At 37.6% G+C, this 14,686-nt stretch carries 10 protein-coding genes and 1 pseudogene; 6 read left to right on the plus strand and 5 right to left on the minus strand.

Going from position 1 to position 14,686, the window contains the following annotated elements; genetic code table 11:
- Positions 1 to 88: 88 nt before the first annotated feature.
- The gene (locus BR87_RS07190) at positions 89 to 2,617 is read left to right on the plus strand and encodes a vitamin B12-dependent ribonucleotide reductase (protein ID WP_035032956.1); all 2,529 of its coding nucleotides are present in this window, start codon (positions 89 to 91) and stop codon (positions 2,615 to 2,617) included.
- A 66-nt stretch (positions 2,618 to 2,683) separates the two neighbouring features.
- On the opposite strand, the gene BR87_RS07195 is transcribed toward BR87_RS07190, so the two are convergent.
- Positions 2,684 to 3,433, minus strand: coding sequence for a sulfite exporter TauE/SafE family protein (locus BR87_RS07195; protein ID WP_035030400.1), 750 nt, complete (start codon positions 3,431 to 3,433; stop codon positions 2,684 to 2,686).
- A gap of 577 nt (positions 3,434 to 4,010) precedes the next feature.
- On the opposite strand from BR87_RS07195, the gene BR87_RS07200 reads away from it, so the two are divergent.
- Complete coding sequence (locus tag BR87_RS07200) at positions 4,011 to 4,946, plus strand: prenyltransferase (RefSeq protein WP_244877042.1); 936 nt, start codon at positions 4,011 to 4,013, stop codon at positions 4,944 to 4,946.
- Between the two features lie 192 nt (positions 4,947 to 5,138).
- Positions 5,139 to 5,654, plus strand: coding sequence for a hypothetical protein (locus BR87_RS07205; protein ID WP_035030402.1), 516 nt, complete (start codon positions 5,139 to 5,141; stop codon positions 5,652 to 5,654).
- Positions 5,655 to 5,721: 67 nt separating this feature from the next.
- On the opposite strand, the gene mgsA is transcribed toward BR87_RS07205, so the two are convergent.
- The 3 genes and pseudogenes from mgsA to BR87_RS07220 all read right to left on the minus strand — a co-directional run bounded on the left by mgsA (position 5,722) and on the right by BR87_RS07220 (position 9,247).
- Positions 5,722 to 6,150 (minus strand): methylglyoxal synthase, encoded by a 429-nt coding sequence (gene mgsA, locus BR87_RS07210; protein WP_035030404.1) that lies wholly within the window; start codon positions 6,148 to 6,150, stop codon positions 5,722 to 5,724.
- 236 nt (positions 6,151 to 6,386) lie between these two features.
- Positions 6,387 to 7,741: pseudogene (locus tag BR87_RS07215) on the minus strand (ISLre2 family transposase).
- Between the two features lie 120 nt (positions 7,742 to 7,861).
- Positions 7,862 to 9,247, minus strand: coding sequence for an ISNCY family transposase (locus BR87_RS07220; RefSeq protein WP_035030408.1), 1,386 nt, complete (start codon positions 9,245 to 9,247; stop codon positions 7,862 to 7,864).
- Between the two features lie 367 nt (positions 9,248 to 9,614).
- Here BR87_RS07220 and BR87_RS07225 point away from each other — a divergent pair, with 367 nt between their 5' ends.
- From BR87_RS07225 to BR87_RS13365, 3 genes are all read left to right on the plus strand, one after another.
- Positions 9,615 to 10,130: a type 1 glutamine amidotransferase domain-containing protein gene (locus BR87_RS07225; RefSeq protein WP_035030411.1), complete on the plus strand. Its 516-nt coding sequence runs from the start codon at positions 9,615 to 9,617 to the stop codon at positions 10,128 to 10,130.
- Positions 10,131 to 11,051: 921 nt separating this feature from the next.
- Positions 11,052 to 12,089 (plus strand): group II intron reverse transcriptase/maturase, encoded by a 1,038-nt coding sequence (gene ltrA / locus BR87_RS07230; RefSeq protein WP_244877016.1) that lies wholly within the window; start codon positions 11,052 to 11,054, stop codon positions 12,087 to 12,089.
- Positions 12,090 to 12,115: 26 nt separating this feature from the next.
- The gene (locus BR87_RS13365) at positions 12,116 to 12,466 is read left to right on the plus strand and encodes a group II intron maturase-specific domain-containing protein (protein ID WP_244877061.1); all 351 of its coding nucleotides are present in this window, start codon (positions 12,116 to 12,118) and stop codon (positions 12,464 to 12,466) included.
- Positions 12,467 to 13,078: 612 nt separating this feature from the next.
- On the opposite strand, the gene BR87_RS07235 is transcribed toward BR87_RS13365, so the two are convergent.
- Positions 13,079 to 14,506 carry a glycoside hydrolase family 1 protein gene (locus tag BR87_RS07235; RefSeq protein WP_035030413.1) on the minus strand — a complete coding sequence of 476 codons (1,428 nt, stop codon included), beginning with the start codon at positions 14,504 to 14,506 and terminating at the stop codon, positions 13,079 to 13,081.
- Between the last annotated feature and the right edge of the window lie 180 nt (positions 14,507 to 14,686).

Here is a 14,686-nt window from a genome sequence, read left to right on the forward strand (position 1 = left end):
ACACTATATGGTATAAAAAATAAAAAAACAACTCTATTACATACTATTTAACAAAGCTTAACTAACACGAGGAGTGATTGATGTGGTAATGAACGTATCGACCGATGCAACAGTAAATATCAATAAGTTAAATGAGGATATTCAAGTTTTCCCCCAAGTTCATCCAATTACAGCAGACATGTCGCTAACACATATGGGGGTTTCGCGTCTTGTTATGCTGGATCGCTATGCTTTTAAAGATACTTCCAAAGTGACTCTTTCTGTTGGAGATTTAGTTGTATTAACAGTCAAGCCTGATCCTAGCTACCCAACTCGCGGTACAGGCTTTGTAACTCAAATTAATTATGAAAACCATACTGCTCAAATTTTGATAGAAGAAGAATATCGTGGGACTATTGAAAATCCAAGTGAACAAGAAACAGGGATAGTCACTCGTGATTTAGATGCTATTGAGAAACCGTTAGAAATTTATTACGAGCAGATCGCAAAACGCAATGCAACGGGGCTGGCGGCAGTTGAAAAAACAGCTGAACAGCGTGAAGCTTCTTATCATCGCTTTTACAATGAATTGGCGAAGTTGAACTTTATTCCTGCTGGTCGCGTTTTGTACGGTGCAGGTTCGGATACTGAAGTCACATATTTCAATTGTTATGTGATGCCTTTTGTTCCTGATTCACGTGGCGGAATTTCAGATCATCGTAAAAAGATCATGGAAATCATGAGTCGCGGTGGTGGTGTCGGAACAAACGGTTCTACTTTACGCCCGCGCAATTCATTGGTTCGCGGTGTAAACGGTAAGTCATCGGGTTCTGTTTCTTGGTTAGACGATATCGCACAATTGACTCATTTAGTTGAACAAGGTGGCAGTCGTCGTGGTGCTCAAATGATTATGCTGTCTGATTGGCATCCAGATATCATTGAATTCATTATTTCTAAAATGCAAAATCCACGGATCCTTCGTTATTTGATTGAAAATACAGAAGATGCCCAAATCAAAAAATTGGCTTCTGAAAAATTAAAATTTACGCCTTTTACTGAGCGTGAATCAGCTATGTACCAAAATATCTTAAATTATAAAAATATGCCGGGTACTGGTGGATTTGATCAGGCTACTTTACAAGAAGTTGAAGATAAAGTCCGAACCGGCGGAACATATGGAGTTCATCATCCCGACTTCTTATCAGGCGCCAATATCTCTATTTGCTTAACCGATGACTTTATGCAAGCTGTTGAAAATGACGAAGAGTATGCCCTGCGTTTCCCGGCTGTTGAATCTTATAATGAAGCTGAAATGGCTTTTTATGATGCTTATTGGACAGAAGTCGGCGATGTTCGCGAATGGGAAGCCAGCGGTCGTGCAGTCCGGACTTACCGGAAGATCAAAGCTCGCGAACTATGGAATTTGATCAACATCTGTGCCACTTACTCTGCTGAACCGGGCATTTTCTTTATTGACAATGCCAATAAAATGACAAATGCAACAGCTTATGGACAAAAAGTAGTCGCAACAAATCCTTGCGGCGAACAACCATTAGCTCCTTATTCGGTTTGTAATTTAGCTGCGATTAATTTAGCTGAAATGGCGGATAAGGATGCCGAGACCGTCGACTTTGCTAAATTAAAACAAACCGTTAAAACCGGTGTGCGGATGCAAGACAATGTGATTGATGCAACCCCATACTTTTTAGAAGACAATGAAAAACAAGCATTAGGCGAACGCCGGGTTGGTCTTGGCATTATGGGATTAGCTGATTTACTGATTTATACCGGAAAAGAATATGGCTCTCCTGAAGGAAATAAATTAGTCGATCAAGTATTTGAAGCTATTGCTGTCACCGCTTATGAAACATCCATTGAATTAGCTAAAGAAAAATGCAGCTTTCCGTTCTTGATTGGTAAAACAGAGGAAGAAACAGCTCAATTACGCAAAAACTTCATCAATACTGGATACATGAAGCAAATGCCAGAACACATCCGTCAAGATATTTTGACCTATGGTATTCGCAATTCTCACTTGCTGACCGTTGCTCCAACAGGTTCAACTGGTACGATGGTTGGGGTATCAACTGGATTGGAACCTTACTTCTCTTTCAGTTACTTCAGAAGTGGTCGTTTGGGCAAATTTATTGAAGTTAAAGCTGCGATTCTAGAAGACTATTTAAGCCGGCATCCAGAAGCTGATCCGGACAATTTACCGAGTCAATTTGTTTCAGCGATGAGTTTGGCACCGGAAGCACATGTCGACGTCCAATGTGTTATCCAACGGTGGGTAGACAGTTCAATTTCTAAAACCGTTAATGCTCCTCGCGGCTATAGCGTGGAACAAGTTCAAAGTATCTATGAACGCTTATATAAAGGCGGTGCAAAAGGCGGAACGGTCTACGTTGACGGTAGTCGTGATTCTCAAGTGTTGACACTAAAAGCTGAAGAAAATAATTGGGAAGCCGATTCAGATTACACCGAAAAAACTGACCCTGTCGCTGCAAGCATAGCTGAAACTACTATCGGCAATGAAGTGGGCGATACTTGTCCGATCTGTCGACAAGGAACTGTCGAAGATTTAGGCGGCTGCAATACCTGCACCAATTGTAATGCTCAATTAAAATGTGGATTATAAAATAAATAAAAACCATCGAATTCATTTGAATTTGATGGTTTTTATGTGTTTTTCACTTGTTTGTTATCAGGCAGGATTAATCAATAACATAATTCCTAACAGAATAACTAAAATAAAAACGTAGCGTTCAAATTTATAAGTTGGGATTCTGACATAGATAAATTTCCCCAGTAAAATAGCTATTCCAATTGCTGGCAAAGAAAAACCATATAAAACCAATAATTCTTTAGACCAGAAGCCGCCCATAAACTGACCAATAATAATCAATGAACTGGAAATCAAGAAATGTGCCTGCAGAGTTTCTCTAAAGACCTCTGGTTTCCATTCTCGCATTGTGCCATAAACAACAATAGGAACTCCATTCATATTATACGCACTGCCGAACATGCCTGCTGCAAAACCAAAGGGCAATGACCAAACAGGCTTATTCAGCCATAATCGCGGTTTCGACTGTCCAATTTTATTTTTAACTAAAGAGTACATACCATAGACAATCAGAAAGATTCCTAAAATATACGTAATCACGGTATTAGGAGCGAATTTAACTAACAACAATCCAACAGGAATACCAACTAATGTACCAATAGAAAGTTGTTTCAGAACTGGCCGATCAACGTTTTTCCAACCTGAAAGAACAGTTAGTACAGCAACCGTGAATCCGCCTAAACCAATCAACGCAATCGAGGTAGACAAGTTAATTGGCAATAAAGCCAATAATGGCATACTCACAATTGAATCCCCAAAACCAAAAACTGCCCGCATTAGCGAGCCCAGAAAAACTATCCCTACTACTAATAAAATAAGTTCTGTATCCATGGAAGACCCCTTTACTGGATAATTGTGCTTCTTTATTTATCGAAATTTATGATTGATTTGCCTTATTCTATATTGGCAAATTTCTAACCTTTTGAGGATTATAAACCTGCAACCATTTTTCAGCTTCATTTATCTGGTTTCAGTAACCTGCCCTTAGTTGGACAAGAATGTTTCTTATATCGTACATTTAGATAACTTAAGTGCAGCATAAGTTTCACTATTTTATCTTCACTTTCTTTTCATTTAACTTACCGATTATTGTAAAGATCATTTTACGTTTTTCGAAAATTTGGATTGAACTAGTTAAATAGACTATTAAGGAAAATCAGCACCCTCTACTAGTTAACTTAATCCCAAACCCTTTCTATTCCGTTATTTATTTTCCCAAAAAGCCACCACTATTCATGGATTCATCATGTACATTTACCTACAAAATAGGCTATACTTAGATCTGTAAATAAAATTGCTAGCGTCAGGAATCAAATAATTTTTTTGAAGAATGCTTCTAAACTTAGTTTACCGACAAAGCAGCTTTATTGCATATTAAACCTGAGTACAGCAGGTAACTTTTTGGGAGATGACGATTATCAAAACTAAATTCAAACTACTATGGGAGCTTGGAGAAATCTACACTTCTCCATTGAATCTTTTTTTAATCCTATTAGGAGTTTCTTTTTCAACCTATCACTATAACCATACATGGAATTGGCGTATCATTTTATATATCTTAACAATCATTTTTTTCCATGTAGCCGTTAATATCTTTAATAATTATATGGATTATAAAAATGCTTCAGATGCCCATGATTATAAAATAAAATCTAATATCATCGGAAGAGAAAACCTTGATTTAGCAGCAGTAAAGAAAACCTTTTTATTCTTTTTAGGATTAGCTTCTTTTTTCGGTCTGCTATTAGTCTGGTCTACTAATTTCAATTTAATCCTATTAGGGTTAGGTATTTTAGGCTTTTATGTGGGGTTATTTTACTCATCAGGACCTAAACCATTAAATAGTTTGCCGATTGCCGAGACCGTCACATCTTTGTTCAGCGGATTTGTCATTCCTTTGATCAGTGCCTATTTGTGTTTATATGATGATGCTAGTTTTTCTTTCCAGACGGTAAAATTAGTCTTCTTCGTTAGCTTACCGATGGTTGTTATGATGTTTAACAACTTATTGGCCAATAATACTTGTGATTTAGAAGAAGATATCGTGAATGGCAGAAAAACGTTAGTTTATTATTTAGGTAAAAAGAAAGCCGTCCAGTTATTTAAATTCGTATTCATTTTTAATTTTTTATGGTTGATTTTGCTGGTCTACTTAAAATTAGCCCCACTCCTTATATTAATACTGGTTATATTGTTTCCAAAGTATTGGAAGAATTTGTCTCCTTATTTTGAAGTACAAGACAAACAAAAGACCTTCCCAGTGGCTTTAAAAAATATGGCCGGTATTATGATGCTGTATCCTATTTTGTATACACTCGGGGTCGTATTCGCACAATTTTTTTAATTAAAAAGAGTTTTTTACTGCTCAATCCAGCTCTATTTTTAATGACGAGAATAGTTGGCTTGAATTGTTTCGTTTACTGATTGACAAAGTAATTAGAAAATTTTAAAGTAACTTCGATAACAAAAAAGTTAGGAGACGTTAACGATCAAAAATCAAAAGAACCTTAATAGTAAAAAAATAATTAAAATTTTTATGATCCTTGTTATTATTGTATTGGTTGTCTTTATTGGGTTATTTTATTATTTATCTACTCATAATACTGAACAAGAAAACCAACCGGCTCCCAGTGAGAATCAATCTTCTGCTGCCCTTAATCTAACCAATGAGGACACCGATTATCAGTTCCTTTACCCTGATTATGAAATTGCCTATGTTTATATTTTAAATACATTTTCTAAGCAATTAGACAAATTCGAAGAGGATTCTTCCTCTGAAAAAGAACTTAATCAAGTAATAGATGATTTTGACGTATTGGTTAGTGATTTCTTAGCAAAAGTTCCGGAATCAACTGAAAAATTTCAAAAAAGTCGAGATTTCGCTGTCTCAAGTGCTGATAAAACTAAATCTGCCTTAGTAGGATTTAAACAACTTATTGAGTCAGGAGAATCTGTTCATTCAGAGAAAGAAATGGATGCTCTAAGCGATGCCGTTGCTGACTTTAAAGAAAGTCAAGAAGCATACAAAGAAATAATGGAGACCATTAAATAATCTGATTCCTAATAAAGTTAAAAAAACTCCTGAACCTATTTTTATAAGGTTGCAGGAGTTTTTAATTTTAAAGTTCTGTATTTAATACTGAACGCCCAGCATGATGATGGATTTTTCTCCAATCTACTAAGCCCTCTCCTAATCCGCGCAGCAAGATTTCGCCTGTTCCCATATTGGTAGCTAAAGGAATTTCATAAACATCACTTAATCGGAGTAAAGCAGTGATATCCGGTTCATGAGGTTGGGCGGTCAACGGGTCTCTTAAAAAAATCACCATGTCTATTTTATCATCTGAAATATAGGCTCCAATTTGTTGGTCTCCGCCTAATGGACCTGACTTAAAACGGTGTACATCTAAACCTGTAGCATCGACGATTCTTTGTCCTGTTGTTCCGGTGGCAAAAAGAGCATGTTTTTTCAAAATATCTTGATAAGATGAAATCAATTTAACCATTTCATCTTTTTTCTTATCATGAGCAATCAATGCAATGTTCAATTTTATTCCTCCATTCTTTTTCGTCTTCTATTTAATCATAACATGAAAATAATGGAATCGCATACTTTAGCAAAGCTAGAGTTTGTGTCAAGTTTTTCTCGAGTGTCCTATTCCTTCACTAGTTTAGGCACTCTATTTTTATACACCCATCAGCTACCGCACGGCTCCGCCGCTTGCTGGCCCATCTTTTGGAAGAACGTTCCTAAAACCAGGAACCTTCTCCCAAAAGACAGGAATTAACGAAAACTTTTAATTAATTGTCCTATTGCCGATGAACGAGAGGCATACAAGGGAATGGTCCCATTCTTTGCCCCGATTGACTGCCGTGTTTTCTCATGCAATAACGACGCTAAACGAACCGTTTGGTTCAGCTTGCGTTGTTGTCTCGCACTTCTATTTTGTTGGTGAAGGTAGGCTTCACGCAAGGTGTGATTGAACATCCCTTGTTTCACCTTTACCATAGCCTCGCAACCTTCTGCGCTCCAATGCATCCCACGCTTTTTCATGCGAAAAGAGATGTGTCGTTGATTCGATTCCATTGCGCCTAACCCTCTGGCGCCTTTCGGAGCCTGTTCTACTTTTTCACGCCAATCGAAAATGCGATCCCAGTTTCGTACTACATAGGTTCTAAATGTATTCAGTTTTTCCACTGCTGCTGTTTCGTCTAACGTACTTTCATACGTATCCAGCCAAATAGTTAAATGATCTAAATCATGCATCTTTATTGCTTGCTTGACCTGCTGTTTAAAAACGTTAGTTTTCACGCCAAATGCACGATTCAACCCTTGAAAAACATGATAAGAGTCTAGCTGATTGAGAACGGGATAATTCGATTGAGAAAAAGCTTCTTGGAATCTATCTGCAGTATAGCCTTGTCCACCGTCACTATTGGTAATGACTTGGGCTTGTTGTAAGGCATAATGATTCGCTGTAAAGGCTTGGACCTCTGCCCAAAAACCAGCGGTTTTTTTAGTCGTCATAATGGCTTTAGGTTCCTTTAAAGAAACGCGTTTTCCGTTTTTATTCCAGCCTTCGTAAAGAATGGCATGACGAACTTCTAAGCTTTTTTCTTTTCTGTTCCACGCACAAAAACACCATCCGCTTCGGCATAGAAATAGTCCACTTTTTTCCCTTCTGGCAATTCAACTGCTTCTTCTAGCTCCAATACGCTTTCTTCATCTTCACGTGCTTGTGCTGATCCAACGCGTTTAAGAAGACTGCCAACTGTTTGGTGGCTGATCGTGACAGCCGTCCATTCATTTAGAATAGTTGCAGTATCTCGATAAGTAGCTTTACTCGCCAACTCAGCCACTTTTACTTCTACTAATGGACTATGACGCTGATATTTTCGAATGCCTAACCACTCATCTAGTGGATAATGATTCTGATCCGTGTGATCTACCATTAAGGTACGATAGTACCGAACGGGACCGAAAATAAATTGGACCGTTTTCCAATCTTCTCGTTTCACTTTCCAACCTTCAAGTTGTTTCTCCTCTTTGATCACCTGATTGATATGAGTGAAGACATCTCCCACTAATTCAGAAAATACTTCATACATATAAACCTGAATAGCTTCTTCTGTCTCTATTAAATGGTTTGAATCCTGTCAAGCGAAAGTAAAAATGTCCCAAAACCAAGGGTCACATTAATGCAAGCTTTTACTTCGCAAAAGCTTGCATTAATGTGACTGAATTTGTTAAAATTAGCCTTAAGCTGTTTGTTCAGCTTCGTACTCTTCGAGTGTTTTTCCGACACTGCGAAGATATCTTTTGAAAGATTCTAGTTTCCACGGGTGAGATTGTGGGGGAATATACTGGCGTCTTTCTTTTTTTTGCTCTGGAATCGGATCAAACTCTTTTGAGTAATAGTCATGCTCTTTCAGTCTCCTTGTTGTGTATATTTTTTCAGCTATATTTACATAGATATCTCCATTAAACGCTTCGATAATTAGCACCTTTGATTTTCGTGTGAAGTATTTATCTTCACTACCTTCCGTAGGCAGGTAGTAGTTATTTTGATAACGAATATGATGCCCACTATCCACTTTTCTATTCGCTACTCGTGCTAATAACAAATTGATTTCAGATTTAGTTGGTGCCTTTTCATAAATGGATTCCTTCGTTTTATGACCAAACTTCTTATTGAAAGTTCTAACCCATTTCGTTAAAAAATGATTGGCTTTCTCAATAGATTGTATTCCAGCTAATTCTAAATCTACAGGAAGTCGCGATTGAACAGTCCCGTTTAAGCGCTCTACACGTCCTTTAGCTTGTGGAATAGATGAAGTTCTAATCTCAATACCGAGTTGATGACAGGCAAACCCGAACTGGGTAAATGTATCTTCTTCAACCGCTCTCATGGCTTTTGATGTGTATTCAAAAACCGTTCGTTTATCTGTCAAAAAAGCTAAGGGAATGCCTTGTTTCGTTAGAATCTGATTGAGCACATGATAATAACCCTTGAGTGTTTCTTGCGTATCGAAATAAGCCCCAACGATATTACCAGAAGCGGCATCAATAGCTAAATGAAGATGTGTCACCTCTTTACCAAACCAGTTATAGGAACTGGCATCCATTTGAATAAGCTCCCCCTGATATTTCTTTCTAGGACGGCTGGGATGGCTTTTTTCGGGTAACTCCATTTGATCTTCGGCTCTTGGAACCAATGGGTTCTCAGCCTTTTTTTCTCCTTTCATCGATTTAGCTTTGATTCGAGCTTTTATTTTCTTACGCGTTTTTCTTTGGGTTTTAGGTGATAAAATATTCGCTTGATATAAAATACGACGAATAGTCGTATCGGTGTAACAGATGTCATAATCCTCCTTCAGAATTTCAGTAAAATGCTTCACATTAGGCTGTATCTTAAAACTTTGATAGAGCTCGACCACTTGTTTTTTTGTTTCCTTTGGCACAGCGTGCTTAGCCGTTTTTCCTCTGTTACCGTGTGAAAAAATAGCTTTTCCTCCTTTTTGATAGTCTTGAATCAATCTGTTGACTTGCCTCGTCGAGAGCCCAAGTTCAACACAAGCTCTCTTTTTTTCCTTTCTTTTTTCTGCCACAGCTTTTATTACTTTATATTTTTTATCTTCATTCATCGTTAGCATGATCCTTTTCATGAGTTTATTTTATCATTTTGGGACATTTTATGCTTCGACCTACTTAGGACATTATCACGTTCGAATGATACTGTCTCTATTAAATGGTTTGAATCCTTTATTATTTGGTAAACCTTTGATATAATCTTATTCATAAGAAGGCCTCTTTCATTTATGTATTTGCCGCTCAAGCATACATTTATGATAGAATGCCTTCTTTCTTTTTTCCAGTAAAATTATTAACTCTCGAGAACTATTTTACACATACAAAGCTAGAAAAAAATTTGAAGAAGCCTTTATTCTTGAGTCGCTTTTTCAATTGCGTTACACTTAAGTTAATCAAAAAATAGAAAGAGGGAATAGAAAAATGGGAAAAAAAGTTGCAACAGTCGTGACAAATTTATTTGAAGATGTCGAATTTACCTCGCCAAAAGATGCATTAATTAAAGCAGGACACGAAGTCATTACCATTGAAGAAAAAGCAGGCAACCAAGTAACCGGTGAAAAAGGCGATGCAACGATCACTATTGATAAAGGCATTGATGAAGTTTCTCCTGAAGATTTCGATGCTTTATTGATTCCTGGAGGCTTCTCGCCCGATCAATTACGAGCAGATGACCGCTTTTTGACATTTGTTAAAGGATTTGAAGAAGCTAAAAAACCTATTTTTGCGATTTGTCATGGTCCTCAATTACTAATCAATGCTGAAGTAGTCAAAGGCAAAAAAATGACTTCTGTTCAGCAAGTCGGTGTAGATTTAAAAAATGCTGGAGCTTTATATGAAGATAGTGAAGTTGTCCTAGATGACAGCGGCCTTGTTACAAGCCGTACTCCTAAAGATTTACCAGCCTTTAATAAAGCGATTTTAGATGCATTAGCTTAAGACCACTCAGATAGTATTTCGCAGAAACTCTTAAAAAAATTAACTGATTTTCACTTTTTTCTCATTTTATTTTGCTAGACTTTGAAAGTCGTTTAAATAAATTCATTTTATTTTTACTCTCTTTTCTCCCCTAAGAAAAGAGTCCTATCCCCTGAGGGTTGAGTTCATTTACTCAACCCTTTTTTGTATATCTAACTTATTGTTTACTTTTCGGATAACTTTTACTTATTTGGATGAAGTTCTCTTATAAATGAGAAACTGTCGCTGAAATACAAGGTGTTTGTCACACTTAACCAAAGAAGAGGATGGTGAACCTGCACCATTACTATTTTGAGTCAGCCTCTTTTTATCATACTTGAGTTTCTTAACATAAAAATTAAACTTTGGTCATACTTTCTTCATATTTCATCGGTATATTATATACATACCAATAACAACCAACTTTTTTATATTTTCATTTTTACCTTATACTCCTCCAAAGTATCAGGTATTACTCCTTTTAACCACTTGTTTTTTAAACAAGTGGTTTTTTTGGTGCGCCCGGCATGGGTGATAACTTGGTGGTGAAAGTCCACTACAGGCTTTGCAGTAGGAACTGTTAGCGAATAGCAAGGGTGTCCCCCGTGAGGAGGAATCTGAAGGAAGCTGGACGCAAACACTCGCACTGACGAACAGAAATCTCATACAAGGCTGACTGGAGATGGACGAGCTTGCCAAATAAAGTGAAGTCCTATACTGCACGAATCTCCTACAGTAAATGAGGCAGTGACATGAGTGGAAGGTTATCATTCTTACCCGGGGAGGTCTCACTAGCGGCAAACACCGTAGTAACAACGAATAGTGAGAAGTCAGCAGATGCCATAGTAGGAGAACGCCGTTCTCTGAAGGGCAGAACAATAATAATCTTGAAGAAACAAGGAGGTGAAGTCACTACAAAATCGCAGAAAACATCGTGGTAAAGACCGAAAAGATGGCTTCTTACAAAGGGACAAGCTGGAAGCGAAAGAGTATGTAAGAGCGCGTAGTAGTGACAGCATGGAGATGAAAGAACAAGATGGTATCACGTTAATAGATAAAGTCATAGAGAGTGGTAATCTATGGCAAGCGTATGAAAAAGTACGAAAAAATAAAGGAGCTCCAGGAATAGATGGTATCACGGTCGAAGAGCTAGAGGACCATATGAAGAAATATTACCCAACGTTAGTACAGAAACTAAAGGACGGTACGTATAAACCTCAACCTGTTCGAAGAGTGCCCATACCAAAACCAGATGGTTCTAAACGTTATTTAGGTATTCCAAGTGTACTTGATAGAGTTGTTCAACAAGCTATTTTGCAAGTTATCGACCCAATGATTGACCCCTATTTTTCAAATAATAGTTTTGGTTTCCGTAAAGGTAAAAGTGCCCATCAAGCCATACAAAAAGCGGAAGAATATTATGAAGAAGGGTATAGAATAGTGGTCGATTGCGATTTGAAAAGTTATTTCGATACCATCCACCATCAAAAGCTTAGAGCCTATTTAGAAGAATTTATCCAAGATAAAGTTGTATTAAAGTTAATCTGGAAATTTCTTCGCTCTGGGATATTAGATAAAGATATCTATATCGAAACAGATAAGGGGGCACCGCAAGGTGGCCCACTGTCACCTTTACTCGCAAATGTATATCTAAACCAACTAGATCGAGAACTAGAAAGAAGAGGGCATAAATTTATTCGTTACGCGGATGATTTCGTTATCTATGTTAAAAGTCAGCGTGCTGGTGAAAGAGTCATGGAGAGTGTTACTGAGTATATAGAAAAAGATTTACGACTAACAGTAAATCAAAAGAAAAGCAAGGTGACCACTCCAACAAAAGCGAAGTTTTTAGGATTCCATATTATGAACCACATGGGAAAGTTGGATGCCGACCTGCTAAGTCGGCACAACGAAGATTCAAAGACAAACTTCAAAAACTAACTAGTCGTAAACGACCAGGAACTTTCCTGAACATTGTAAAAGAGATTAATCAAGTTACCGTTGGTTGGATTAATTATTATGGTATCAGTTATATGAAAACCTTTATAGCAGAAACACAATCCTGGTTAAACCACAGGCTTCGGCAACTTATCTGGAAACGATGGAAGAAAGTTAAAACACGTTATACTATGTTAAAAAGATATGGTATCCAACATGATGACGCATTAAAATTAGCTGCTTCTCGAAAAGGGTACTGGAGAACATCCAAAAACCACATTATTCATACAGCTATAACAAAAGACAGACTCATAAAGTGGGGATTAAAAGATTTATCCCAACTGTATGCGTCTGCCCAAACAAGATACTCAAGTTATTGAACCGCCGTATACCGAACGGTACGTACGGTGGTGTGAGAGGTCGGAACCGTAAGGTTCCTCCTACTCGTTTAGAACAGAATCAGTGAAATAAACCTAAAAAATAGTGTTTTCCCCCCTTTTAAAAACCTTAAGTCATTTGAATCTCTAGCAATAAGGTCGTTAATCTCCTTTTAAGGACCTTGAATCATTAAGTTTTCTAGTGATCAGGTCGTAAACTCTTTTCCGTGCCCTAAGTCGCTTAACTCTCTAGTGTTAGGGCAGGAAAATTCCTTTTACATGCCCTAAACTGCTTAAATACCAATCATTAAGGCAGGCAAATCTAGTTTGCGTGCCCTAAACGTGCGAGATGCTATCATTTAAGGCACGCAAACTTTTTTGGATACGAAAACGTAGGCCATCCCTGCCAATTTCCGACTAAATCAATAGGATTCCTGCTAGCAGCAAGAAAATGCCCTCTTTTTCCTGTTTTATTCAAGAGAAAGGAGGCTTTTTTATTATGAGTCTAGGCTTTTAAAGAAATCAATCAAAAGACAGATAAAATAGTTTGAAGTTTAATTCAACAAAAAAGGTTCCTGCCAAACTTCTGCAAGAGCCTTTTTATTTATTAACAAATTATTTTATATGAAGACTGGCACCATTGGTTTCAATCACTTGTTTGTACCAGTAAAAGCTTTTCTTTTTATAGCGTTCTAATGTACCTGTGCCGTCATCATGACGATCGACATAAATAAAACCATAGCGCTTTTTCAATTCAGCTGTTGAAGCACTAACAAGGTCAATACAGCCCCAAGTGGTGTACCCCATTAGGTCGACACCGTCTTTGATCGCTTCTCCAACTTGAACAAGGTGATCGTTTAAGTAGTCGATTCGGTAATCATCATTCACGGTCTTATTGCCATTTTCATCGGTGATCAATTCATCGTTAGCACCTAAGCCATTTTCAACAATGAAAAGTGGTTTTTGGTATCGATCCCAAAAGTCATTCAATACAATGCGCAATCCTTTTGGATCAATTTGCCAGCCCCACTCAGAAGCTTCTAAGTACGGATTCGGTATGCCGCCTAAAATATTGCCTTTACCAGGCTTACGTTTACTTTCATCAGCCGTTTCTGTAACACTCATATAGTAACTGAATGAAATAAAGTCGACCGTATTTTTAAGAATTGCTTCGTCCTCTGGCCCAAAATCCAATTCAACATCGTTCTCACGGAAGAAGCGTTTCATGTAGCCAGGGTATGCTCCTCGCACATGGACATCCGAGAAGAAATAGTTTTTGCGTTCAGCTTCCATCACTGCAATCATATCATCTGGATTAGATGTGAGCGGATAAACCGGCATTGTCAAGACCATACAGCCGATTTGAGCTTCCGGCATAATTTCATGCCCAATTTTGGTTGCTAACGCACTCGCTACCAATTCGTGATGCACTGCTTGATACAAGTCTTTTTGTGTTAATTTTTCAGGTGCCGTGTAAATCCCACCGCTCATAAATGGCGCATGTAAAATAGAGTTGATTTCATTGAAGGTCAGCCAGTATTTTACTTTTCCTTTATAACGAGTGAAGACTGTTCGCACGTAATTTTCGTAAAAATCGATCATTTTACGATTTACCCAGCCATCATATTCTTTAGATAAGTGCAATGGCGTTTCATAGTGAGAAAGAGTCACTAGAGGCTCAATGCCGTATTTTAAACATTCATCAAATAAATCATCATAGAATTTCAATCCTGCTTCATTCGGCTCAGCTTCATCACCATTGGGAAAAATACGAGACCAAGCAATCGACGTACGAAATGTTTTGAAACCCATCTCCGCGAATAATTTGATGTCTTCTTTATAACGGTGGTAAAAATCGATTCCGACTAATTTCATATTGTCTTCTGTCGGTTCTTCCGTGATTGGGCCGAATCCGCCATGAGGTGTAACGTCTTGGACAGACCAGCCTTTTCCGTCTTCGTTATATGCTCCTTCTAATTGGTTGGCTGCGACCGCTCCGCCCCATAAAAATCCTTTTGGAAATTGTTCTTGTGTCAAAATCATCCGCTCCTCTTCTATTCATTAACGTAACTATAGCATATAATCTGCTGCTTTTAAAAAAGGGCCGCATTTACAAAAAAATTGCTTTAATGTTGAAGGATAGTCTTTTAAAGTGAAAACTGTTAAAATGATAGACAATTAAAGTCATTTGATATTCGCTTTTAAATGACTGTATCTTGAAAG

Source organism: Carnobacterium mobile DSM 4848, from assembly GCF_000744825.1.
GTDB lineage: Bacteria > Bacillota > Bacilli > Lactobacillales > Carnobacteriaceae > Carnobacterium_A > Carnobacterium_A mobile.

Coding starts and splice junctions, on each gene's coding strand:
- BR87_RS07190 (WP_035032956.1), top strand. CDS start 89: ATGAACGTATCGACCGATGCAACAGTAAATATCAATAAGTTAAATGAG.
- BR87_RS07195 (WP_035030400.1), bottom strand. CDS start 3,433: ATGGATACAGAACTTATTTTATTAGTAGTAGGGATAGTTTTTCTGGGC.
- BR87_RS07200 (WP_244877042.1), top strand. CDS start 4,011: ATGACGATTATCAAAACTAAATTCAAACTACTATGGGAGCTTGGAGAA.
- BR87_RS07205 (WP_035030402.1), top strand. CDS start 5,139: ATGATCCTTGTTATTATTGTATTGGTTGTCTTTATTGGGTTATTTTAT.
- BR87_RS07220 (WP_035030408.1), bottom strand. CDS start 9,247: ATGAATGAAGATAAAAAATATAAAGTAATAAAAGCTGTGGCAGAAAAA.
- BR87_RS07225 (WP_035030411.1), top strand. CDS start 9,615: ATGGGAAAAAAAGTTGCAACAGTCGTGACAAATTTATTTGAAGATGTC.
- BR87_RS07235 (WP_035030413.1), bottom strand. CDS start 14,506: ATGATTTTGACACAAGAACAATTTCCAAAAGGATTTTTATGGGGCGGA.